Raw genomic sequence first — 21,700 nt, 5'->3', positions numbered from 1 at the left:
CCCGACAGCCGTTGTCCGGATTTCCGGACCGGTCCTGTGGGGGCGGCCACGGCTGGCGCGACTCCCCGTCAGTCCACGAGGCGGATGCGGACGCGCCGGTTCGCGCGGCCCTTGCTCTCCACCTTGACCACCTGCACCTTGCCGATCTGCGCCGTGGACGCGACGTGGGTGCCACCGTCGGCCTGCACGTCCAGCCCCACGATGTCGACGATCCGCACCTCCTGCTCGTCGGGCGGGATCAGGTTGGACTGGGTACGGATGATGTCCGGCAGCGCGAGCGCCTCCGCCCGGGGCAGCACCCGGACCGCCACCGACCGGTCGGCGGCCACCTCGGCGTTGACGAGTTCCTCGATCCGCGTCTTGAAGTCCGGCGGAACCTCGGGGAGGTTGAAGTCCATCCGGGCCTCGCCGGGTTCCATGTTGCCGCCGGTGACGAGCGCGCCGAAGTCGCGGAAGACCACACCGCAGAGCACGTGCAGGCCGGAGTGCGTCCGCATCAGCCGGGTGCGCCGCTCGTCCTCGACGGCGCCGGTCACCGTGGTGCCGGCCGGCGGCAGCGGGTCACCCTCGGCCGGGATCAGCCACAGGTCGTCGCCCTTGCGCGTGCCCACGATCCGGGTCTGTACGCCCTGCCACAGCAGCACACCGTGATCCGGCGGCTGGCCGCCGCCACCGGGGTAGAAGGCCGAGCGGTCGAGGACGATGCCCTGCTCGGGGTCGGCGTGCAGCACGGTGCACTGCCATTCGCGCAGGGACGGGTCGGCGAGGTCCAGCCGGTGGGTCCGGCCGTGATGTGTGACACCCATGTCAGGGCAGGTTACTCGTTGAGGAAGGCGGAGATCCTCGTCCGAAGGTCGGCGCGTTCGGTCCAGAGCACGCCCGGCCGGTCGTACACGTGCAGCGTGGCCGCCGGGAGCGCGGCCGCCAGCCGTTCGGCGACGTCGACCGGGTGCAGGTCGTCGCCCGCGCAGGCGATCACCAACGCCGGCGCGGTGACCGCCGCGAGCGCGCCGACGTCCGCCAGCGCGATCTGGTCCGGCAGGCTGGCCAACCCGGGGGCGAGCCCGTCGCGCAGCAGCTGGTCGAGGCGCTGGCGCAGGTACGCCCACCCGGCCGGGGTGTTCCGCACGGCGGCCGGCAGCTCGACGCTCACCACGTCGGCGACGGCCGAGGCGTCCCCGCTCTCCACCGCGTCCAGCAGCGCGGTGAACCGCTGGCGGGCGGCGTCACCGCGCGGGCGGTCGAGCACGGCGGGGAGGAAGAAGACGAGCCGCTCGAAACGGTCGGGGCTCTCCGCGAGCAGCCGGCAGAGCGCCCCCGCGCCGAGGCTGGCGCCGAACGCGCGGCTGGCGCCGCCCAGGTCGGCCATGGCCCGCAGGTCCCGGGCCAGGTCGGCGTAGCTCCACGGGCCGGGCGGGGCGTCCGACCGGCCGTGCCCCCGGAACTGGAAGAAGACCTTGCGCCCGGTGACGCCGCTGCCGAAGGGCCGGGTGGTGGCGATGCCGTTGCCGAGCCCGTGGGCGAACACCGTGACCGGGTCGCCGGTGCCGGTGACGAGCCGCTCCAGGCGTACGCCGTGCGGCGTCGTGACCAGCTCCGTGTCCGGCTCGGGCAGTGCCGGCCGCCCGGTACGCGGGGCGCCCGGGCCGGGGCCCCAGGTCCGCGGACCGCCGTCCGGTGGTGGTGGCCAGCGGAAACTTCTCACCAGGACCCTCGGCCGTCGCTCAGGTCGCGCAGCCCGACCCGGACGTCCAGCAGGTAGATGAGCGCCGCCGCGATGCCGATGAGTCCGAAGAGGCTGATCGGCCCGAACAGCAGCAGGGTGAGCACCAGGCAGACCGCCAGGATCGCGATCCACCCGCCCTTGGGCAGGGTGCCGATGGCGTTGAACGCGTCGGACCGCTGGGTGATCGCGTGCACCAGCGCGACGCCCTGGACGATCAGCGCGAAGACGAGCAGGACCAGCTCGATCACGTAGCGGACTTCGAAGGCGAAGAGCGGCGCGGCGTAGGCCATGACGGCAAGCTTATGCCGGCGGCCCCGGAAACGTCCGACAAGGATGCTTCCGGGGCCGCCGGCGTACGGCTCACTCCGCGGACGGGCGGGTCCGCCGGGTGGACCGGGGCAGCTTCGCCGAGGGGGTCTCGGCGGCCTTCGTGGCCTTGCTGGTGGTGGCCTTCGTGGTGCGGGTGGTGCGGGCCTTCTTCACCGCGGCCGGCTTGGCCTCGGCGACCTCGGCCGGGGTCGGCACCTCGGTGGCGGCCGGCGCGGCCGGCGTCGGCGTCCCGGTGGCGGTCGCCGTCTCGACCTGCGCGGCCTCGGTCGCCTCGATGTCGGCGTTCACGGTGTCGGCGGCCTCCAGCACGCCGGCCCCGACCACCCGCTCACCGCGGGCGACCAGTGCCCCGTACGCGGCCAGCGCGCGCTCCTGCGCGACCTGCGCGCCGGCCAGCACGACGGCGGCGTTGCGGGTGGCGGCCGCCCGCAGCTTGTCGAGGTCGGCCACCTCGCGCAGCTTGTCGAGGTCGGCCACCTCGCGCAGCCGGTTCAGGTCGGCGGCGGCACGCAGCTTCTCGAGGTCGGCCACCTCGCGCAGCCGGTGCAGGTCGGCCGCGGCGGCCTTCTCCCGCAGGGTCTCGGCGGTCTGGTTGGCGCTGCGCAGCGTCTCGTTGGCCTTCTGGCGCAGCTCGAAACCGGTCACCACGGCCTTGCCGCCCAGGTCGGCGACGACCCGGGTGCCGAGGTCGCTCACCACGGCGGGAAGCTTGCGCAGGCCCTGGAGGGCCAGTTCGCCGGCGCCGGCGGCGGCGTAGAGCGGGGCCGGGATCCGGTTGGTCTTCGGCTGGGTCATGACGATTCCTCCTCGGCCGACTCGGCGGCCTTCGGGGCCGCGTTCTCGGCGGCCTTCTTCTCGGGGTCGGTGGTCCGGGGGGCCGGTGCCGCACCCGCCTCGGTGACCGCGACGGACTCGAGCACGGCCTCCGTGGGCGTACCGTCCGACGTGGTGGGTCCGGTGGTCGTGGGGTTGACCAGCGACGCCGACTCCGTCGGGGTCGCGGGCCGGCCGGCGCCGGGGTGCGGTGCAGTCCGGGCGTCGTCCGCCGCCGCGGTGGCCTCGGCGAGCCGGGCGTTCTCGCGGCGGAAGGTCTCGTAGATCTGGCTCAGGGACTGCTTCTGCGCCATCGTGAGGTCGGGGTCCACGGCGATGGCGGCGAGCACGCCGTGGCCCTCCTTGTCGTCGAGCAGCCCGGCGCGCAGGTACATGGCCGGGGTGGAGACCCGCAGGGCGCTGGCGATCTGCTGGAGCACCTCGGCGCTCGGCTTGCGCAGGCCGCGTTCGATCTGGCTGAGGTACGGGTTGCTGACCCCCGCCTGCTGGGCGAGCTGGCGCAGCGAGATCTTCGCGTTGCGTCGCAGGTCGCGAATGAACCCGCCGATGTCGGGTAGCTCCTTGCCACTGGCCATGCCACCGACGGTAGCCCCCGCTGCTAGCTACTGCAAGCAAAGTGCTAGCCGGAGTTAGCGATGTCTCATTCACACCCTTGCGTGCCGGGCCGCCCGGTGCGTACGGTCCTCCGATGACCAAGATCGAAGTGAACGGCGCCGTGCTGGCGTACGACGACCTCGGCGCCGGCACCCCCGTGGTGCTGCTGCACGCCGGCATCGCCGACCGGCGGATGTGGCGGGGGCAGGTCGACGCGCTCGCCGCCCGACACCGGGTGCTCGCCCTGGACCTGCGCGGCTACGGCGAGTCCGAGCTGCCGCCGGCGCCGTTCGCCCACCACGACGACGTGGCGGGCTTCCTCGACGCGCTGGGAGTGCCCCGGGCGGCCCTGGTCGGCTGCTCGTTCGGCGGCAAGGTGGCGGTGGACACCGCGCTGGCCCACCCCGATCGGGTCTCGGCGCTCGCGCTCTTCGGCGCCCCCGTCTCCGGCCACGAGTGGTCCGAGGAGACCGAACAGCTCTGGGAGGACCTGGTCGGCGACGTGGACCCGGAGGACTTCGCCGCCACGGCCGCCGGTGAGGTGCGGTTCTGGGTGGTGGGCCCGGGCCGCCGCACCGAGGACGTCGACCCGGAGCTGATCCGCTTCACCGAGGAGATGGACCAGCGGGCGCTCGCCGCCGAACTGGCGCTCAGCGCCGTCGAGGTCGGCGAACTCGACCCGCCGGCGATCGACCGCCTCGACGAACTGGCCGTACCCGTGCTGGTCGGCACCGGCGTGCACGACGTCGCGGACATCCGCCGGCTGGCCGACCGGATCGCGGCCGAGGCGCCCCAGGGCGTACGCCTCGCCGACGTGCCCGACGCCGCACACCTCGCACCCCTGGAGCGACCCGAACCGGTCAACGAGGCCCTGCGCGAGTTCCTCCCCTGACCCGCACCCGGCCGGGCGCGGTCACCAGGCCGGGCGGACCGCCCCGACCGGTACGCCGCCGCCGAAGATCGGCACCTCGGCGTACTCGGTGAGCACCGGAGCGTCGACGCCGAGCCGGCGCAGCGCGGAGACGAGCACCGGCATCCGGGCGCGGGCGGCGCCGTCGTCGATCTTGAGGGCGACCGCGCCCACGCCGGGGAGCGCCGCCGCGATGACGCCCTCGGCGCCGACCTTCGCCAGCAGGCCCGGGATGCCGCGCATGAGGCGGGTGTCGTCGGCCTGGGTGCCGCCGACGATCTCCGGGTGGGCGCGCATGGCGTCGACCACCGTCCGCTCCGGGGAGCCGACCTCGGCCGAGACCAGCCGCAGGAACGCCCCGGCCAGCCCGGTGAGCGAGACGGCGAGCACCGGTGCGCCGCACCCGTCCACGCCGACCGCCGCCACCTCCTCCCCGGTGAACTCCTCGACGGCCGCCCGCAGCGCCTGCTGCAACGGGTGCTCGGGCCGCCAGTAGCCGTCCACCGGCCAGCCGGCGGCCTGGCAGGTGAGCAGCATCCCGCTGTGCTTGCCGGAGCAGTTCATCTGGATCCGGGTCGGACCGCCGCCGGCGCGCAGCACCGCCGCCCGGGCCTCCTCGCCGACCGGCAGGTCGGGCGGGCAGTGCAGCGCCGACTCGTCGAGCCCGGCGCGAGCCAGCAGCGCGCCCACCCGGGCCAGGTGGAACTCCTCACCGGCGTGACTGGCCGACACCAGCGCCAGGTCGGCCGGATCGGTCAGCGGCAGGCCGGCGCGGAGCATCCCGACCGCCTGCATCGGCTTGTTGGACGACCGGGGGAAGATCGCGGAGTCGACGTCGCCCGCGGCGGCCACGACCGCCCCCGTCGCGTCCAGCACCGCGACCGACCCGCGGTGCACCCCCTCCACGAACTCCGACCGGACCACCTCGGCGAGCGGCACGCCGCCCTCGTACGTCTTTCCCACGAGGTGGACGGTACCGACGCGCCGGCGGGACCGGACGGCCGGGTGAGCAGGTCGTCCGCGAATCTGTGACAGGAGTGCCGGACGGGACCGGCCTTACATGCCGAGGAGCTGCCGGGCCTCGGCGGTGGTCAGCGGCGGACGCTGGGCGAGCTGCGCGAACCCGACCGCGCGGGCGACCAGCTGCATGTTGGACTCCACCGGGCGGCCCTTGGCGTACGTCACGGTGTCCTCCATCCCGACCCGCAGGTGCCCGCCCGTGGAGAGCGACGCCAGCAGGACGGGGATGGTGCTGCGCCCGATGCCCGTGGCCGAGAACGTGGTCCCCTCCGGCAGGTCGCGCAGCATCTGCCGCGCGGCGACCAGGGTCTCCGTGGTGCCCGGCATGCCGCCCGGCACACCCATCACGAAGTCGACGTGCACGTGCCCGCCGTGGGGCAGGCCGTACTTGCCGAGCAGCCGCTGGAGGGCGGTCAGGTGGCCGAGGTCGAAGATCTCGTACTCGGGCACGATGCCGCGCTCCTGCATCCGGGTGTGCAGGTCGACGATGAACTCCCACCGGTTGAGGAACACGTCGTCACCGAAGTTGACCGTGCCCATGGTGCAGGAGGCCATGTCGGGCGCGGCGTCGAGCACCGCGAGCCGGTCCGCCTCCGGGTCGGTGACCGCGCCGCCGGAGGAGAGCTGCACGATCAGGTCGGTGCTCTCCCGCAGCGCCGCCACGGTGTCCCGCAGCCGCCCGAGGTCGAGCGTGGGCTTCGCCTCGTCGTCGCGGATGTGGACGTGGATCACGGCGGCGCCGAGCGCCTCGCACTCCTTCGCGGTGGCCAGCAACTCGTCGAGGGTCACCGGCAGCGCGGGAACCTCCGCCTTGGCCGACTCCGCGCCGGTGGGGGCAACCGTGATCAACGTCCCTGTCGTCATGCCCGGATCCTAGACGCCGCCCCGGGGAACGGTCGATCGGCGGCGACCCGGGTGCGTGAGCCGCGCGAGGACGCGGGCCGCGTGTCGAGAGGGGCCCCGGTCAGAACCTCACTCCGGGTCGATGGCCGCCGCGATGTCGCCGACCATGAGGCGGGCGTCCTCGGGGACGTTCCGCTTGACCACCGCCAGGGCGATCTGGCCCAGCTCGTGGTGGTGCACGGCGGTGCCCACGAAACCGACCGCCCGGCCGTCGAGGGTGACGGGCGTGCCGGCGGCCGGAGGCTGGTCGGTGGTCACCCCGTCGAGGTGCAGCAGGACGAGGCGGCGCGGCGGCCGGCCCAGGTTGTGCACCCGGGCCACCGTCTCCTGGCCCCGGTAGCAGCCCTTGTCCAGGTGCACGGCCGGGCCGATCAGGTTCACCTCGGCGGGGATGGTCCGGTGGTCGGTGTCCACCCCCACGCGCGGCCGGCGGGCGGCCACCCGGACCGCCTCGTACGCCCACAGCCCCGCCACGGGCACCCCGGCGCCGCGCAGTTCCGCGACCACCTGGTCCATCGACTCGCGGGGCACCAGCAGGTCCACGCCGAGCGGCACCCGACGCGCCCACCCCCCGGCGGGCAGCGGCTTCACGGCGTACCGGACGGTCGGCCGGGGCGGCAGTTCACCGTGCCGGAACTTCGGACCCGGCACCGCGACGGCGTCCGGCGCGGCCAGCCCCGTCACGCCCAGCGTCTCCAGGGCGGCCGGCGCCTCCGGGCCGACCAGCGAGAGCAGGGCGTGGTCGGCGGTCGCGTCGCGCGGCTCGACCTTGCTGAAGAAGCGCATCTTCTCCAGGTACGCCAGCAGCCCGGTGGTCGCACCCGGCTCCGTGTCGAGCCAGGTGGTCACGCCGTCCTCGGCCACGAGCGCGTGCTGCTCGATGTGCCCGTGCGGGGAGAGCACGAGCAGCTCCGTCCCCTCGCCGGCCGCCAGGTCCGCGAGGTGCTGCGAGGTGAGGGTGTGCAACCAGCCGGCGCGTTCCTCGCCGGGCACGGCCACGACGCCCCGGTGCGACCGGTCCACCAGGCCCACGGCCGTGTCGAGGAGGCGCTGCTCGCGCATCGGGTCGCCGTAGTGGGCGGCGACTCCCCGCACCCCCGCCGCCGCGTGCACCGGCTCGGGCTGGTCGCGGCTGGCCTCGTCGATGCTCTCGACGGCCACCGCACCCGCGATGTCGATCATTCCTGGTCCCCGTTCTCGCACCGGCCGCAGACGCCGAAGAGTGACACGTGCCCGATGTCGACGCGGAACCCCCGCTGCGCGGCCAACTGGTCGGCGAGGGGGCGGAGCAGCTCCGGATCGATCTCGTCGATGCCACCGCACTCCCGGCACACCAGGTGGACGTGCTGGTCCTCACCGGCCGCGTGGTACGTCGGCGAGCCGTGGGACAGGTGGGTGTGCGTCACGAGGCCGAGCCGCTCCAGCAGCTCGAGGGTGCGGTAGATGGTGGTGATGTTCACACCGGCCGCCACCTCACGGACGGCGGTGTGCACCTGCTCGGGCGTGGCGTGGCCCAACTCCAGCACCGCCTGGAGGATGAGCTGCCGCTGCGCCGTCAGCCGCAGCCCACGGGAGCGGAGCATCTCCGCGAGCGAGGATTCGGACACCGTCCGATCATAGTTCGCCGTCACGGCGGTCCCGGTTCACCTCGTACGCCGCTACGCTCGGCGGTCATGGTGGCCTCGAGGATCGCCGTGCTGGGCCGGGGCGCCGTCACCGTCGGCGATCCCGTGCTCCGGGGCGACGACCGGGGCGTGCTGCACGGCGACGGGCTCTTCGAGACCATGCACCTGCGCGACGGCCGGCCGTGGCTGCGGGACGCGCACCTCGCCCGGCTGGCCCGGGCGGCCGCCGCCGTCGAGCTGCCGCTGCCGCCCCGGGCCGTGCTCGTCGGGCTGCTCGACGCGGTCCGCGCGGGATGGCCGCCCGAGGTCGAGGGCGCGCTACGGCTGGTCTGCACGCGGGGCCCGGAGAGCGGGGGGCCGCCCACCGTCTACGCCACGCTCGCCGAGGTCCCACCGGCGTCCCGCCGGGCCCGGGCGACCGGGATCACCGTGGCGACCCTGCCCCTCGGGGTGGCGGCGACGGCCCGGGCCGCGCTCGACTGGCTGCCCGCGGGGATCAAGTCGACGTCGTACGCCGTGAGCACCGCGGCCCGGCGCTGGGCGCGCCGGGCCGGGGTCGACGACGTGCTCTGGGTCTCGTCCGACGGGTACGCGCTGGAGGGGCCGACCGCCAACCTCGTGTGGCTGGACGGGGGCACGCTCTGCACCGTGCCGGCGGCCAGCACGGGGATCCTCCCCGGCACCACCGCCGGCTGGCTGCTCGACCACGCCGGCGAGCTGGGCCTGGCCGCCGCCGAACGGATGGTCACACCGGCCGGGCTGCGCGACGCGGACGGGGTGTGGTTCACCTCGTCCGTACGCGGCCTCGTCGAGGTCACGGCACTCGACGGCGAGCGCCGCCCGCGCTGCGCGCACACCGCCCCGATGCAGGAACTCCTCGGCTTCCCGGTGCCCCCCGAGGACGGCGGTCGCCTCAGCCGCCCACCCGGATGAGCCGCGCCGAGAGGTGCGGGTGGAGGCCCTGGCCCACCGCGGCCATCTCCTGGGCGTAGAGCAGGGCGCCCTCGACGATGCCGAACAGCCGGTGGCCCGCCGTGACCTCCTTGGCCGTCGACGTGCGCACCACCGCGTCGGTCACCAGCTCGACCTGCGTGCCCGTACGGCGCCCCAGGTACAGCTCCATGACCCCGGTCGGCGTCATCATGAGCACCTCCAGCTCGTCGGTGGCACGCTCACCGTCGAGCACCGGCCGCCACCAGCCGACCTCGCGGCCGGCGGGACGGACCGGCTGGCTCTGCTCGTCGAGGATCCACGCGCGGGACTCGTAGAACAGGAAGGGCCGGCCGTCGTGGCTGATCCGGATCTCCTGCGCGAAGTCGAAGTCCTCGATCGTGGGGTAGCCGCCCCGGCCGCGGCCGCGCCACACCCCGATGTAGGGCAGCAGGCCGTCCAGCGTGGGATGCAGCTTCGGGCCGACGCGCAGGTCGTGGCTCTCCTCGTACGGGTACGGGTCGACCGGTGGCGCGTTCAGCCACGGAGGCGGCTGCAGCGGGTTGTCGTCCGACGGATTGGCGCTCACCGCGGCATCTCCGTTCGCGACTGCGGGGCTCGCGAGCCCAGCTCACTCCTCGCGCTCACCAGTTTCCTCTCGAGATGCGTACGACCAGATACACCAGGCCACCGGCGAGCGCGCCCAGGCCGGCGACCAGCAGGCTGACGAACCCGATCTCGGTAACCATCGCGGCCATCCTATGCTGGGCGCCATGGCGCGTACTCTCGTCGTCAAGGCCACCGCGGGGGCGGACGCCCCGGAGCGGTGCGCGCAGGCGTTCACGGTCGCCGCGACGGCCGCCGCGGCCGGCGTTCCCGTGTCGCTCTGGCTGACCGGTGAGTCCACCTGGTTCGCCCTGCCCGGGCGTGCCGAGGAGTTCGCGCTTCCGCACTCGGCCCCCCTGGCCGAGCTGCTGCACGTGGTGCTCGCCTCCGGCACGGTCACCGCCTGCACCCAGTGCGCGGCGCGCCGCGAGATCGGGCCGGACGACGTGCTGCCGGGCGTGCGGATCGCCGGGGCCGCGGTCTTCGTCGAGGAGGCCATGGCCGACGGGGCCCAGGCCCTCGTCTACTGACCGTTACGCACGGACCGCCGATACTGACCCGACATGTCGGGTTGATGCCTACGATCCTTTTGTGAGCCAGGCGATCGAGCGGTTCTTCGAATCGCTGCCGGCGCGCGCGCCCGAGGTCCTGCGCGGGCTGGTGAGCGGCACCCTCCAGATCGATCTCACGACCGGCGGCCTGACGGAACACTGGTTGGTCCGCATGCGGCCCGGCGCCGTCGCGGTCGGCCGCGAGCGCGGGCCGGCCGACGCGATCTGGTACAGCAGCGCGGAACTGTTCGAACGCCTGGTCACCGGACAGGCCCAGGGCGTCGCCGCCGTGCTGCGCAACGAGAGCACCTTCAGCGGGAACGTGGTGCTGTTCCTCGCCTTCCGGCGGTTCTTCCCCAACCCGCCGGGCACCCGCGACCCCCGCGAGGCCGCTCGGCGTCAGACCGGACGGCTGGCGTGACGGACCTGGTCAGCATCCTGGACGGCAACACGTTCCTGGTGTCCGACCGGCGCGGCGACATCGAGCCCTCGTTCGACTTCCCCACGGGCCTCTTCTCCTTCGACACCCGCTTCCTCTCCACCTGGCTGCTCACCCTCAACGGGGAACGGCTGCACGCCCTCTCCATCGACGACGCGGAGTCCTACCGCACCCGGTTCTTCCTCGCCCCCGGCGAACCGACCCACTACCTCGACGCCAAGGTGTCGGTGATCCGCAGCCGAGCCATCGGCGGCAGCTTCCACGAGGAGCTGACGGTGCTGAACCACTCGGGCGACACCGTCGAGTTCACCCTCCGGCTCGACATCGGCGCCGACTTCGCCGACGTCTTCGAGATCAAGCACGCCCGGCAGAAGAAGGGCCGCACGACGGCCAGCGTGAACGGCAACGAGCTGCGCCTGACCTACCGGCGGGAGGCCTTCCACCGGGAGGTGGCGATAACCACCAGCGAACCGGGCGAGATCGACGTCGCCGGCATGACGTTCCGCATCCGGATCGGGCGGCACGGCGAGTGGACCACCCGGCTGCACGTGGCGACCGTCGTGTACGGCGCGCGGGGCGAGGACATCCGGGCCACCCTCCCGTTCGCGGGCAGCCGGGACGTGGCCACCATCATGGCCGAGCAGAACGAACTGATCGAGCGGGCGCCGAAGCTCGGCTGCGACTGCGAGCCGCTCGCCACCGCGTACCGGTGCAGCCTCAACGACCTCGCGGCGCTGCGGTACGAGTCGATCGCCCTCGGCGTACGGCTGCTCGCCGCCGGACTGCCCTGGTTCATGACCCTGTTCGGGCGCGACAGCATCTTCACGTCCCTCCAGGTACTGCCGTTCCTGCCCGAGCTGATCCCGCCGACCCTCCAGATCCTCGCCGGCCTCCAGGGGTACCGCCTCGACGACTTCCGGGACGAGGAGCCCGGCAAGATCCTGCACGAGCTGCGGTACGGCGAGACCGCCGGCTTCGAGGAGCAACCCCACTCGCCGTACTACGGGTCGGCCGACACGACGCCGCTGTTCGTCATCCTCGTCGACGAGTACGAGCGGTGGACCGGCGACAGCCAACTGGTGCTGATGCTCGAATCGGCGGTCCGGGGAGCGCTGAAGTGGATCGACACCTACGGTGACCTGCTCGGCACGGGCTACATCTGGTACCAGACCCGCAACCAGGAGACCGGGCTGCCCAACCAGTGCTGGAAGGACTCCCTGGACTCGATCTCGTACGCCGACGGCCGCCTGCCCGGCTTCCCCCGGGCCACCTGCGAACTCCAGGGCTACGCGTACGACGCGAAGATCCGCGGGGCGAGGCTGGCGCGTACCTTCTGGAACGACCCGGAGTACGCCGACCGGCTGGAGCGCGAGGCGGCGGAGCTGAAGCAGCGGTTCAACCACGACTTCTGGATCCCCGACCGGGAGTACTACGCGCTCGCCCTGGACGCGGACGGCCGGCAGGTCGACGCCCTCGCGTCGAACATCGGCCACCTGCTCTGGAGCGGCATCGTGGACGAGACCCGGGCCGGGCGGATCGTCGAGCACCTGCTCGGACCACGCCTCTTCTCCGGTTGGGGTGTGCGTACGCTCGGCGACGACCAGGGGCGGTACAACCCGATCGGCTACCACGTGGGCACGGTCTGGCCGTTCGACAACTCGATCATCGCCTGGGGCCTCTGGCGGTACGGCTACCGCGAGGAGGCCGGGCGGATCTGCGACGCGATGCTGAGCGCCTCCCACTACTTCGACGGGCGCCTGCCCGAGGCGTTCGCCGGCTACGAGCGGAGCCTGACCGAGTACCCGGTCCGGTACCCGACGGCGTGCAGCCCGCAGGCCTGGTCGACGGGGACCCCGCTGCTCCTGCTCCGGGTCATGCTCGGCCTCGAACCGCAGGGTGAGCACCTCATCATCGACCCGTACGTGCCCGAGGGCATGGGCCGCATCGAACTGCTCGACATCCCCGGCCGCTGGGGCCGGGTGGATGCCCTCGGCCGCAGCCGTACCCCCACCGACGCCCGCCGCCCCAACCCCTGACCCACCCGCCCCCACCCGTCCCCGCGCCGGTCCCCCGCGCCCGTTCCCCGCCTGCCCGTTGCCCGCCTGGCCCGTTGATCATGGAGTTATCGCCACGACACGCCGAGCGGGCGGGCAATAACCTCATGATCAACGGGCCGAGACCGCCGGGACGGAGCCGCGGGCGGGGCCGGGGACGGGGACCGGGCGGAGTGGGTCAGGGGTGGGGGCAGGGGGTGGTGGCTGCCAGGTGGGGATCGTCTGCCGTCGTGTCGGCGAGGACGGTGACCGAGCCGGCGCGGTACGCGTACGCCTCGGGGCCGTCGAGGATCGGGCCGTCCGCGGCGAGCGGGGCGAGGGCACCGGCCGGCGCGCCGGGGTCGAGGTCGACCGCGGCGCGTACGGTCCGGGCGACGCCGCCACCGGGACAGGGGGCGGTCACCACCTCGGGGGCCGGGTCGTCGGGGCGGTCGAGGGCGCGCAGCGCGTCGGCGAGTACGCCCGCCTCCGGGCCGGCCGCCGCGGGGGCGGGCGTGTAGCCGGCGCCGACCGGCCGGCAGCCCGTGTCGACCGTCAGCCGGACCCGGCCGTCGCCGACGGGCCGCCCCGTCACGGTCACGAACTCGCCGGCGTCGGCGCGCAGCCGCAGCCCGTCGGTCGTCGTCCGCACCCCGGCCCGCCAGTCCGCCGGCAGCCGGTCGGCGACGCCCTCCAGCAGATCCCGCTCACCGCCCCCGGCGGCGGCCAGCCACACGTGCCGGGTCAGGACCGCGCCGGCGGCGAACGGGGTGACCCGGCAGCCGCGCTCGACCCGCGCCGGGGTCAGCTCCAGGAGGGCGGTGCCGCCGGCCGCGACCAGCTCACCCGCCGCCCGGTCGACGACCGGGCCGGCCTCGGCGATCGTGCGCTGTTCCCGCACCGTGGGCGGGTCGTCGCGGACGGAGATCCAGACCAGCAGCGCGAGCAGCAGCGCCCAGGCGACGGTCGCGACGATCAGCCACGGACGCCGGGTGGGTGCGGGCGCGCCGGGACCGGTCTGCGGGACGTACCCCGTCTGCACACCACCGCTCACCCGGCCATCGTGACACGCCGGGCCCGACCGCCCCGACCCGCACCCACGCCCGCCCGCGGTCGGTCTCACCCTGCGGATGGCGGCGCCGCAGCCCGGACGCGGCCGGGGCCGCCCGTCGGGTGGACGGGCGGCCCCGGACGATCAGAGCGTGGGTCAGGCGGCGACGGTGACGGACACCTCGTTGATGCCCCGGCCGGCGGTCACGGCGGTGTCGCCGTTGCCGTGCCGGGAGAGCGCGCGCAGCGTCCAGCTGCCCGGCGCCGCGAAGAACCGGAACTGCCCGGCCGCCGAGGTGACGACCTCCGCGGTGAACTCACCGCTGGAGTCGAGCAGCCGGACGTACGCGCCCGGCACGACCTCGCCCTCGGCGGAGCGGACGATGCCGCTGATGACGGTCTCCTTCTCGAGGTCCAGGCCGGCCGGCAGCGGCGCGGCCTGGTCGGGGGCGGCGCAGCCCGCGGCGGTGGGAGCGGTCATGTTACGCCTCCCCGGGCTCGTCGCCGAGCGCGACCGGCACGCCGACCAGCGAGCCGTACTCGGTCCAGGAGCCGTCGTAGTTCTTCACGTTGCGGTGGCCGAGCAGCTCCTGGAGCACGAACCAGGTGTGCGAGGAGCGCTCGCCGATCCGGCAGTACGCGATGGTCTCCTTGCTGTCGTCGAGCCCCGCGTCGGCGTAGATCTTGCGCAGCTCGTCGTCGGACTTGAAGGTGCCGTCCTCGTTGGCCGCCTTCGACCACGGCACGCTGATGGCCGTCGGGATGTGCCCACCCCGCTGCGCCTGCTCCTGCGGCAGGTGGGCGGGGGCCAGCAGGCGTCCCGCGTACTCGTCGGGGGAACGCACGTCGACCAGGTTCTTCGTGCCGATGGCGGCCACCACCTCGTCGCGGAACGCGCGGATCGAGGTGTCCGGCTCCTGCGCCACGTACTGCGTGGCCGGGCGGGTCACCACGTCCTTGACCAGCGGCCGGGCGTCGAGTTCCCACTTCTTGCGCCCGCCGTCGAGCAGCTTGACGTCGCGGTGGCCGTAGAGCTTGAAGTACCAGTAGGCGTACGCGGCGAACCAGTTGTTGTTGCCGCCGTACAGGATCACGGTGTCGTCGTTGCCGATCCCGCGCTCGGACAGCAGCTTCTCGAACTGCGCCTTGTTCACGAAGTCCCGGCGCACCGGGTCCTGCAGGTCGTTCTTCCAGTCCAGCTTGATGGCACCGGCGATGTGGCCGGTGTCGTAGGCGGTGGTGTCCTCGTCGACCTCGACGAAGACGACGCCCGGGGTGTCGAGGTTCTTCTCGGCCCAGTCGGCCGAGACGAGTGCGGTGTCGCGACTCATCAGATCACTCCCTGGTGAGGATGGACGGTGAGCCAGCGCGCGGAGATCGAGATATGTGATTGTCGCACCACGCGCGGGACCCTGGGTTAGAGACGGATCACGGGTTCGTGCGACGGCGCCGCTGCCGGGCGGAAGAGGTGCAAGCACCGAAGGGTACGCGGACCCTGCGTGCGGACGGCCGCGTCAGGCGGCCGAGGACAGCCCCGCCGTCAGATGACGGGGCGACACAGGCAGGTGGCCACGCGGCACAGGTCGACCGCGCGCCGTTTGGTGAGGAGCGTCCCCATGAGCAGGGAGCCTACCAGCCAGCGTGCTCCGCGCCACCGGCCCGACCAGCATCCGGGACGGCGACGACCCGCGGGGGCGGCCGTGGGCGGCCCTCCGCGGACACCGCGACCCGGGCGTCAGCCGGCCGCGTTGATGGGGACGTTCGTGGCGTCGCCGGTGACCGTCAGCCCCTCCGGCAGCGGGCGGACCTCGCGCACGGTGAGCTGGAAGGGCAGCTCCGGAAGGGGTACGTCGATCGAGATGGACCGGGCGTAGTTGGTCAGCAGTTGACGGGCCAGCGGCACGTCGGGCAGGCCCTCGGCGGTCAGGTCGGCGAAGCGCAGACTGACCTTCCCCTGCTCGCCGACCGTCACGTCGGCGGTGCCGGTGATGGTGAAGGTCTGGCCGAGGAAGTCCACCGGCGCGGTGACGGCGAGCTTGCCGCCCTGCTCGCTCAGCTTGAGACCGGGACGGTCGAGCAACGCCGCCAGGCTGTCGTAGCTGATGGTGCCCGTGCCGGTCACCCGCTCCGCGACCACCTCGCCCTGCCCGGAACGGAGCGTGTCGAGCGACGCCCGCACGTCGCGGGCGTCGATGTCGAGCCTCGGCAGGCTGATGGCGTCACCCTGCACCGAGCCGCGCACCTCGCGCAGCACGATGGAGATGTGCTGGTAGCGACCGTCGAGCACCTGGGTCAGGAACGGGAACCCGCCGACCTCGACCTCCGGCGGCGAGGACTGGGCGTCCTGCTTCGCGACCTCCTGCCGGACCTGGTCGGCGATGGCCCGCTCGGCCACCCCGACGGCCACCCGGTCGGCGACCACGAGGAGCCCGACCAGCAGCAGGAGCAGCACCACGAGCACCACGAGCGCCCTGCGCCCGCGCCGCCGGGGACGTTCCTCGTACGCCGCCTGCGCCACGCCCGCCTCCTGTCCGTCGCCGCCTCGCGGCCCGTTCCGCACCCGTCCGCCGCGTCGCGGCGTCCGGGTTGTACCCGACCGCTTCCGCGCTCAACCGTACGTTCAGAGGAACAGCATGCACATGGCGTACGCCGCCGGGGCGGCCAGCGCGAACCCGCCGAGGGGACCCTGCATGTGCCGCGCCACCCACATCGTCGGCTGCTCGCCGGCCATCAGCCGGCCCGCCTCGGCGTACCCCACGGCGAGGTCGGCCAGCACGGCGACGACGGCCGCCACGAGGCCGATGACGGCGGCGCGCGTCGGGGTGAACGGGGTGACCAGGTAGCTGCCGAGGACCGCGCTGACCAGCGTGCCGAGCATCGCGCCGCCGACCACGCCGGCCGCGCCGCGAGGCACCTGCGGGGCGAGCCGGGGCCAGGGCGCCACGGCGTCGGTCAGCCGGGCGACGGTCAGCGCCACACCGCTGGCGGTCAGGCAGACGGTGATCGCCTGGGTGCCGGCCGGGATCCGGCTCAGCACGATGAGCGTGCCGAAGGCGACGACCCCCACCACGATCAGCAGGGTGCTGCCGAGCGAGTCGGTCACCCGCACCCGGTCGACCCGGCGCACCAGTTGGCCGAGCACGGCGAGGATGAAGCCGCCGGCGGCGGCGTACCCCAGCGGCGCCAGCCCGGCCACGTCGGACCGCACCGCGGCGACGTCGGCGACCACGGCCACCCCGGCGCTGACCAGCGCGACCAGCAGCATCGCCGGGGGACGCATGGCCATCGCCCAGGCCAGCACGAACAGCAGCTGGACACCGACGATGACGATCGCGAAGGGCAACCGGTGGCCCGGCCCGGAGGTCTGCGCCCCGAGCACCAGGCCGACACCGAGCAGCGCGGAGAACCCGGCGACGGCGAGCGCGAGCGGCCGGCGCACCTCGACCCGTGCCACCGGCTCCTCGTCCGGCTCGGCGGCGACCTCGACGTCGGGTCGGCGGGCCGGCTCACCGCCGCGCCGGGCCCGGCGGGGGCCGCGCTCCGGGCGTTCACCGTCGTCGGCGCCGGAGCCGCTGCGGGGCGCCGGCGGCGGGCCGTAGGACGGCCCGGGCCGGGGCCCGTCGGACCACGGGTCACGGCCGGTCTCGGGCGAGGTGGAGGGATACACGCCCCGATCGTGCCAGACCGGCGGCCCGCCGCGGGGGGCTGCCCGCCCCGGCGGGGTCACGGTTTCGGCAATGTTAAAACCTGAGCCCTGATCGCGGGCAAAGTGCACAAACGGGAAATGGCCGGCGGGCGGTGACCGACCCATCGGTTACGCTCAAGCCGCTACCCCGCCCGTCAGCGACGCCGGGACCCACGTTGTATGCAGCGCATTCCACACGGAGTGCCGCTGGTCGCGCGCGGCCCTCGGGCCGCCGGGACGGAGGTGATCGTGGAGATCCTGTTGCTGGTGAGCGCCCGCGCAGGTGAGCCGTCCGCCGTGCTGCCGGCACTCGACCTGCTGCCCCACTCGGTCCGCACCGCGCCGCGGGACGTCCGCACGCTGGTCGCCGGCCCGAGCCCCGACGCCGTCCTGGTGGACGCCCGTTCCGAGCTGACCGAGGCCCGCGCGACCTGCCGCATGCTGCACGCCACCGGCCTGGGCGTGCCGCTGGTCGCGGTGGTCACCGAGGCCGGGCTCATCGCGTTGAACGCCGACTGGGGTGTCGACGACGTCATCCTCGCCTCGGCCGGGCCGGCCGAGGTGGAGGCGCGGCTGCGGCTCGCGGTGGGACGACTCAGCAGCGCGGTGGCGGCCGGCGGCTCGATCCGGGCCGGCGAGCTGACCATCGACCCGGACACGTACGCCGCGAAGCTGAAGGGCCGCCCGCTCGACCTCACCTACAAGGAGTTCGAGCTGCTGAAGTTCCTCGCGCAGCACCCGGGCCGCGTGTTCACCCGGGACCAGCTCCTGCGCGAGGTCTGGGGGTACGACTACTTCGGCGGCACCCGGACCGTGGACGTGCACGTCCGGCGGCTGCGGGCCAAGCTCGGCTCCGAGTACGAGTCGATGATCGGGACGGTACGCCAGGTGGGCTACAAGTTCGTGGTCCCGCCGTCGCGCCCGCTGCCCGACGCGGAGCCCGCGCCCCTGCCGGTCTGACCGCCGGCGAAGCGTGTGCGGGGGCCGGTCCGCCCGTCGGCGGCGCCCCGCCCTGCCGGTCTGACCGCCGGTTCTCCCGTTGCCGCACCCCTCTCGGGGGATATTCGCTGTATGCCCCATTTGCGCAGGTAGACGACTTTATCCTGATCGTCGGGCTTGCGAATGAAGGGCGGCGGTGCGTGCGATGGCCACGGGGGGCGGACTCTGGCGGACCGACCGGTTACGGGCACTGCTGCGGCCCGGCTCGACCGCACGCGCGGCAGTGGTGGCCGCCGTCGTGGCGGTCGCGCTGCTCAGCTCGGCGTACGCGCTCGGCCGGAGCCTGATCCCCGACCGGCCACGGCACAGCGCCACCGGGGCCACCGGGCAGTTGGACGGCAGCCACTACGCGGACCAGCCGCCAGCCGACCCGACCGGGCCGGAGCAGGCCGGCCAGGAGGGGAGCTCCGCCAGCCCCTCCCCGACCGCGTCGGACCGCGCCGGGGACGCCGTCGACGAGACCCTCTTCGGCGCGCACGTACGCACCGGCGACGACCGCGTGGCGCTGACGTTCGACGACGGGCCCGACCCGCGGTACACGCCCCAGGTCCTCGCCGCGCTCCGCTCGCACGGCGTACGGGCCACCTTCTGCGTGGTCGGGGAGATGGCGCAGAGCCACCCCGACCTCGTCCAGGCCATCGTGGCCGACGGCCACACCCTCTGCAACCACTCCTGGAACCACGACGTCACCCTCGGCAAACGCTCGCCGGACCAGATCCGCGCCGACCTGATCCGCACCAACCAGGCGATCCGGGCGGCGGTGCCCGACGCGCCGATCGTCTGGTACCGCCAGCCCGGCGGGGCCTGGACCTATCCGGTGGTGTCGGCGGCGCGCGCACTCGGCATGGCGCCGCTGCACTGGGACGTGGACCCGTCGGACTGGGAGGCGCCCGGGGCGCGCAAGATCGCCTCGACCGTCCTGTCCCAGGTCGGGCCCGGCTCGATCGTCCTCATGCACGACGCCGGCGGCGACCGGCAGGGCACGGTGGACGCGCTGTGGCAGATCCTTCCCCAGCTGGCCGCCCGGTTCGAGCTGGAGGCGCTGCCCACCGACACGACGTGAGCGGGCCGTCCACCCGGGACGCCGGGAGGCGGCGGCCGGCCGGGGCGGGCCGGTTAGGGTGAACCGGTGAGCAGTGCCGAGCCCGTCGCCGACGGTGTGACCCGCGCCGACCGGCTGACCCCCGAGGAGATCACCGACGTCCTGGCGCTCGCCGCGGCGGCGGGTGACACCGACGGCGCCGACCCTCTCGACGAGCACGTGCTGCTGCGACTGCGCGACCCCGACGCCCCGGCCGTGCACCTCACCGCCCGGGCCGAGGACGGGACGCTGACCGGGTACGCCCACCTGGACACCACCGACCCCGCCGGCGGGATCGGGGTCGAGCTGGTGGTGCACCCGGCGTACCGGCGGCGGGGCACGGGCCGGGCGCTCGCCCGGGGCGTACTGGCCGCGGCCGGTGGTCCGCTGCGGGCCTGGGCGCACGGCGACCACCCGTCGGCCGCCGCGCTCGCGGTCGACCTGGGCTTCGCCCGGGCCCGGGTGCTCTGGCAGCTGCGCCGGTCGCTGGCCGCCCCGGTGGACGAGCCGCGCCTGCCCGAGGGGGTGGCGCTGCGCGCCTTCCGGCCCGGCGTCGACGACGCCGACTGGCTGGCGCTCAACGCCCGGGCCTTCGCCAGCCACCCCGAGCAGGGTCGGTGGACCGCCGACGACCTGCGCGTACGGCTCGCCGAGCCGTGGTTCGACCCGGCCGGCTTCCTGCTCGCCGTGGACGAGTCGACGGGGCAGTTGCTCGGCTTCCACTGGACCAAGGTGCACGAGCGGCCGGGCTCGGCCCGCATGGGCGAGGTGTACGTGCTGGGGGTGGACCCGTCGGCGCACCGCGGCGGTCTGGGCCGGGCGCTGACCGCGGCCGGGCTCGCGTACCTGCGGGACCGGCGCGGCCTCGACCGCGTGATGCTCTACGTCGACGAGTCGAACGCTCCCGCCGTGGCCCTCTACGAGCGGACCGGCTTCCTGCGCTGGTCCGCGCACGTGAACTACCAGCTCGGCTGACGGCGGTCCCGCCCGTGGGCCCGGTCCGCGCCGGGCAGCGTCACCGCACCCGGGCAGGACCGGAAATATACGCATAGTTCCGACACATGCCTGCCAGTTCACGTAACGGACAACTCACCCTCAGCGTGCCGTCACCTCCTCTGCCGAACGTGTTCACCCCTCGTTCACTTGCGACCGGCGAGCCGGCTACCTGGCGCTCCTAGCTTGTGGAATCAGCCGGTCACTGCCGGTCCCCCGGGCGACCACCGGGGCGCCAAGTCAGACGTGAAGGGAAACCCCTCAGGTGAAGCTCCAGCGGCACGGCGCGCTTGCCTGCCTCGCTCTTACCGCGACGCTCGCTCTCAGTGCATGCGGCTCGGACAACAACGAGCCGGCGACCGGTGCCAGCGCCTCCGGCTCGGCCGCCGCGGTCGACTGCGCCACCGGCACGGTCAACGCCCAGGGCTCCTCAGCCCAGAAGAACGCCATGGCCGAGTGGATCAAGGCGTACCAGCAGAAGTGCTCCGGCTCGACCATCAACTACGAGCCCAGCGGCTCCGGCGCGGGCATCCAGGCCTTCATCGCCGGCACCGCCGACTTCGCCGGCTCCGACTCCGCGCTCAAGCCGGAGGAGCAGCCGCAGGCCGACGCCAAGTGCGTGGGCGGCAAGGCCATCCACCTGCCGATGGTGATCGGCCCGGTGGCCGTGGCCTACAACGTGAGCGGCGTGGACAACCTCCAGCTCAAGCCCGCCACCCTGGCGAAGATCTTCGCCGGCAAGGTGACCAAGTGGGACGACCCGGCCATCAAGGCCGACAACCCGGGCGCCACCCTGCCGTCGACGACGATCCAGACGGTGCACCGGTCGGACGAGTCGGGCACCACCGACAACTTCACCAACTTCCTGAGCAAGACCGCCGAGGCCGACTGGACGTTCGGCAAGGCCAAGGCGTGGAAGGCCCCGGGCGGCACCGGCTCCAAGGGCTCGGACGGCGTGGCCAGCTCCGTCAAGGGCGCGGACGGCTCCATCGGCTACATGGAGTGGTCGTTCGCCGAGAACGCCGGCCTCAAGATGGCCAAGATCGGTAACGGCAACGGCGAGTTCGCCGAGCTGACCGCCGAGAACGCCGGCAAGACCATCGCCGGGGCCAAGATCGAGGGCCAGGGCGACGACCTCAAGCTGTCGATCGACTACAACACCAAGGAGGCCGGGGCCTACCCGATCGTCCTGGCGACCTACGAGATCGTCTGCAGCAAGGGCCTCGCCGCCGACAAGCTGCCGCTGGTCAAGGGCCTGCTCAGCTACGCCGCCAGCACCGAGGGCCAGGCCTCTCTGACCGAGCTGGGCTACGCCCCGCTGCCGGAGTCGGTCCGCACCAAGGTCGAGGCCGCCGTCCAGAACATCTCCTGACCTGACACACCACCTCCGC

Annotated in this window: 26 protein-coding genes; 9 read left to right on the top strand and 17 right to left on the bottom strand. The window is 73.8% G+C overall.

Going from position 1 to position 21,700, the window contains the following annotated elements; genetic code table 11:
* Positions 1 to 68: 68 nt before the first annotated feature.
* The 5 genes from OG994_RS27795 to OG994_RS27775 all read right to left on the bottom strand — a co-directional run bounded on the left by OG994_RS27795 (position 69) and on the right by OG994_RS27775 (position 3,465).
* Entirely contained in the window at positions 69 to 806 is a 738-nt protein-coding gene (locus OG994_RS27795; protein ID WP_120329656.1) for an alanyl-tRNA editing protein, read from the bottom strand.
* An 11-nt stretch (positions 807 to 817) separates the two neighbouring features.
* Positions 818 to 1,705, bottom strand: a complete 888-nt coding sequence (locus tag OG994_RS27790; RefSeq protein ID WP_328851478.1) for an alpha/beta fold hydrolase — start codon at positions 1,703 to 1,705, stop codon at positions 818 to 820.
* Positions 1,702 to 2,016, bottom strand: a complete 315-nt coding sequence (locus tag OG994_RS27785) for a DUF2516 family protein (RefSeq protein WP_120329654.1) — start codon at positions 2,014 to 2,016, stop codon at positions 1,702 to 1,704. Before OG994_RS27785 ends, OG994_RS27790 begins: the two co-directional genes overlap by 4 nt.
* 70 nt (positions 2,017 to 2,086) lie before the next feature.
* Positions 2,087 to 2,851 carry a hypothetical protein gene (locus OG994_RS27780; RefSeq protein ID WP_328851477.1) on the bottom strand — a complete coding sequence of 255 codons (765 nt, stop codon included), beginning with the start codon at positions 2,849 to 2,851 and terminating at the stop codon, positions 2,087 to 2,089.
* Positions 2,848 to 3,465: a helix-turn-helix domain-containing protein gene (locus tag OG994_RS27775; protein ID WP_120329652.1), complete on the bottom strand. Its 618-nt coding sequence runs from the start codon at positions 3,463 to 3,465 to the stop codon at positions 2,848 to 2,850. Before OG994_RS27775 ends, OG994_RS27780 begins: the two co-directional genes overlap by 4 nt.
* A 113-nt stretch (positions 3,466 to 3,578) precedes the next feature.
* Between OG994_RS27775 and OG994_RS27770 the strand changes: the two genes are divergently transcribed.
* Positions 3,579 to 4,376, top strand: coding sequence for an alpha/beta fold hydrolase (locus OG994_RS27770; RefSeq protein ID WP_328851476.1), 798 nt, complete (start codon positions 3,579 to 3,581; stop codon positions 4,374 to 4,376).
* Positions 4,377 to 4,397: 21 nt separating this feature from the next.
* On the opposite strand, the gene OG994_RS27765 is transcribed toward OG994_RS27770, so the two are convergent.
* The 4 genes from OG994_RS27765 to OG994_RS27750 form a co-directional block, all read right to left on the bottom strand.
* Positions 4,398 to 5,357 (bottom strand): asparaginase, encoded by a 960-nt coding sequence (locus OG994_RS27765; RefSeq protein WP_328851475.1) that lies wholly within the window; start codon positions 5,355 to 5,357, stop codon positions 4,398 to 4,400.
* 93 nt (positions 5,358 to 5,450) lie between these two features.
* The gene (locus tag OG994_RS27760; RefSeq protein ID WP_120329649.1) at positions 5,451 to 6,278 is read right to left on the bottom strand and encodes a BKACE family enzyme; all 828 of its coding nucleotides are present in this window, start codon (positions 6,276 to 6,278) and stop codon (positions 5,451 to 5,453) included.
* Positions 6,279 to 6,386: 108 nt separating this feature from the next.
* Positions 6,387 to 7,499 (bottom strand): CAF17-like 4Fe-4S cluster assembly/insertion protein YgfZ, encoded by a 1,113-nt coding sequence (gene ygfZ, locus OG994_RS27755; protein ID WP_120329648.1) that lies wholly within the window; start codon positions 7,497 to 7,499, stop codon positions 6,387 to 6,389.
* Complete coding sequence (locus OG994_RS27750) at positions 7,496 to 7,924, bottom strand: Fur family transcriptional regulator (RefSeq protein ID WP_120329647.1); 429 nt, start codon at positions 7,922 to 7,924, stop codon at positions 7,496 to 7,498. The genes ygfZ and OG994_RS27750 overlap by 4 nt, the downstream gene beginning before the upstream one ends.
* Positions 7,925 to 7,990: 66 nt before the next feature.
* Here OG994_RS27750 and OG994_RS27745 point away from each other — a divergent pair, with 66 nt between their 5' ends.
* On the top strand, positions 7,991 to 8,875 hold the full coding sequence (locus tag OG994_RS27745) for an aminotransferase class IV (RefSeq protein ID WP_120329646.1): 885 nt from the start codon (positions 7,991 to 7,993) through the stop codon (positions 8,873 to 8,875).
* Here OG994_RS27745 and OG994_RS27740 read toward each other — a convergent pair.
* Both OG994_RS27740 and mtfM read right to left on the bottom strand, forming a co-directional pair.
* The gene (locus OG994_RS27740; protein ID WP_120329645.1) at positions 8,856 to 9,461 is read right to left on the bottom strand and encodes an FABP family protein; all 606 of its coding nucleotides are present in this window, start codon (positions 9,459 to 9,461) and stop codon (positions 8,856 to 8,858) included. The genes OG994_RS27745 and OG994_RS27740 overlap by 20 nt on opposite strands.
* Before the next feature lie 55 nt (positions 9,462 to 9,516).
* The gene (gene mtfM, locus OG994_RS27735; protein ID WP_275670844.1) at positions 9,517 to 9,621 is read right to left on the bottom strand and encodes a small membrane protein MtfM; all 105 of its coding nucleotides are present in this window, start codon (positions 9,619 to 9,621) and stop codon (positions 9,517 to 9,519) included.
* A gap of 12 nt (positions 9,622 to 9,633) precedes the next feature.
* Here mtfM and OG994_RS27730 point away from each other — a divergent pair, with 12 nt between their 5' ends.
* The 3 genes from OG994_RS27730 (at position 9,634) to OG994_RS27720 (ending at position 12,504) form a co-directional block, all read left to right on the top strand.
* On the top strand, positions 9,634 to 10,008 hold the full coding sequence (locus OG994_RS27730; RefSeq protein ID WP_120329644.1) for a DsrE family protein: 375 nt from the start codon (positions 9,634 to 9,636) through the stop codon (positions 10,006 to 10,008).
* 61 nt (positions 10,009 to 10,069) lie between these two features.
* On the top strand, positions 10,070 to 10,450 hold the full coding sequence (locus tag OG994_RS27725) for an SCP2 sterol-binding domain-containing protein (protein ID WP_120329643.1): 381 nt from the start codon (positions 10,070 to 10,072) through the stop codon (positions 10,448 to 10,450).
* On the top strand, positions 10,447 to 12,504 hold the full coding sequence (locus tag OG994_RS27720) for an amylo-alpha-1,6-glucosidase (protein WP_328851474.1): 2,058 nt from the start codon (positions 10,447 to 10,449) through the stop codon (positions 12,502 to 12,504). The genes OG994_RS27725 and OG994_RS27720 overlap by 4 nt, the downstream gene beginning before the upstream one ends.
* 196 nt (positions 12,505 to 12,700) lie before the next feature.
* On the opposite strand, the gene OG994_RS27715 is transcribed toward OG994_RS27720, so the two are convergent.
* From OG994_RS27715 to OG994_RS27690, 6 genes are all read right to left on the bottom strand, one after another.
* A complete protein-coding gene (locus OG994_RS27715; RefSeq protein WP_328851473.1) occupies positions 12,701 to 13,555 on the bottom strand; it encodes a hypothetical protein in 855 nt (284 codons plus the stop codon).
* A gap of 153 nt (positions 13,556 to 13,708) precedes the next feature.
* On the bottom strand, positions 13,709 to 14,032 hold the full coding sequence (locus tag OG994_RS27710) for a DUF1416 domain-containing protein (RefSeq protein ID WP_120329640.1): 324 nt from the start codon (positions 14,030 to 14,032) through the stop codon (positions 13,709 to 13,711).
* Between the two features lies 1 nt (position 14,033).
* On the bottom strand, positions 14,034 to 14,882 hold the full coding sequence (locus OG994_RS27705; RefSeq protein ID WP_120329639.1) for a sulfurtransferase: 849 nt from the start codon (positions 14,880 to 14,882) through the stop codon (positions 14,034 to 14,036).
* 209 nt (positions 14,883 to 15,091) lie between these two features.
* Entirely contained in the window at positions 15,092 to 15,169 is a 78-nt protein-coding gene (locus OG994_RS27700; protein ID WP_311202345.1) for an Ms5788A family Cys-rich leader peptide, read from the bottom strand.
* 117 nt (positions 15,170 to 15,286) lie between these two features.
* Positions 15,287 to 16,069, bottom strand: coding sequence for an LmeA family phospholipid-binding protein (locus tag OG994_RS27695; protein ID WP_120329638.1), 783 nt, complete (start codon positions 16,067 to 16,069; stop codon positions 15,287 to 15,289).
* Between the two features lie 102 nt (positions 16,070 to 16,171).
* A complete protein-coding gene (locus tag OG994_RS27690; RefSeq protein ID WP_120329637.1) occupies positions 16,172 to 17,218 on the bottom strand; it encodes a hypothetical protein in 1,047 nt (348 codons plus the stop codon).
* Between the two features lie 261 nt (positions 17,219 to 17,479).
* Between OG994_RS27690 and OG994_RS27685 the strand changes: the two genes are divergently transcribed.
* The 4 genes from OG994_RS27685 (at position 17,480) to pstS (ending at position 21,681) form a co-directional block, all read left to right on the top strand.
* Positions 17,480 to 18,196 (top strand): winged helix-turn-helix transcriptional regulator, encoded by a 717-nt coding sequence (locus tag OG994_RS27685; protein ID WP_192902184.1) that lies wholly within the window; start codon positions 17,480 to 17,482, stop codon positions 18,194 to 18,196.
* A gap of 184 nt (positions 18,197 to 18,380) precedes the next feature.
* Entirely contained in the window at positions 18,381 to 19,298 is a 918-nt protein-coding gene (locus tag OG994_RS27680) for a polysaccharide deacetylase family protein (protein WP_120329636.1), read from the top strand.
* A gap of 66 nt (positions 19,299 to 19,364) precedes the next feature.
* The gene (gene mshD, locus OG994_RS27675) at positions 19,365 to 20,291 is read left to right on the top strand and encodes a mycothiol synthase (RefSeq protein WP_120329635.1); all 927 of its coding nucleotides are present in this window, start codon (positions 19,365 to 19,367) and stop codon (positions 20,289 to 20,291) included.
* Positions 20,292 to 20,574: 283 nt separating this feature from the next.
* A complete protein-coding gene (pstS, locus tag OG994_RS27670) occupies positions 20,575 to 21,681 on the top strand; it encodes a phosphate ABC transporter substrate-binding protein PstS (RefSeq protein ID WP_120329634.1) in 1,107 nt (368 codons plus the stop codon).
* Positions 21,682 to 21,700: the final 19 nt, after the last annotated feature.

Source organism: Micromonospora globbae, assembly GCF_036184225.1.
In the GTDB taxonomy this organism is placed as follows: domain Bacteria; phylum Actinomycetota; class Actinomycetes; order Mycobacteriales; family Micromonosporaceae; genus Micromonospora; species Micromonospora globbae.
This window is presented reverse-complemented; position numbering and strand designations above follow the sequence as displayed.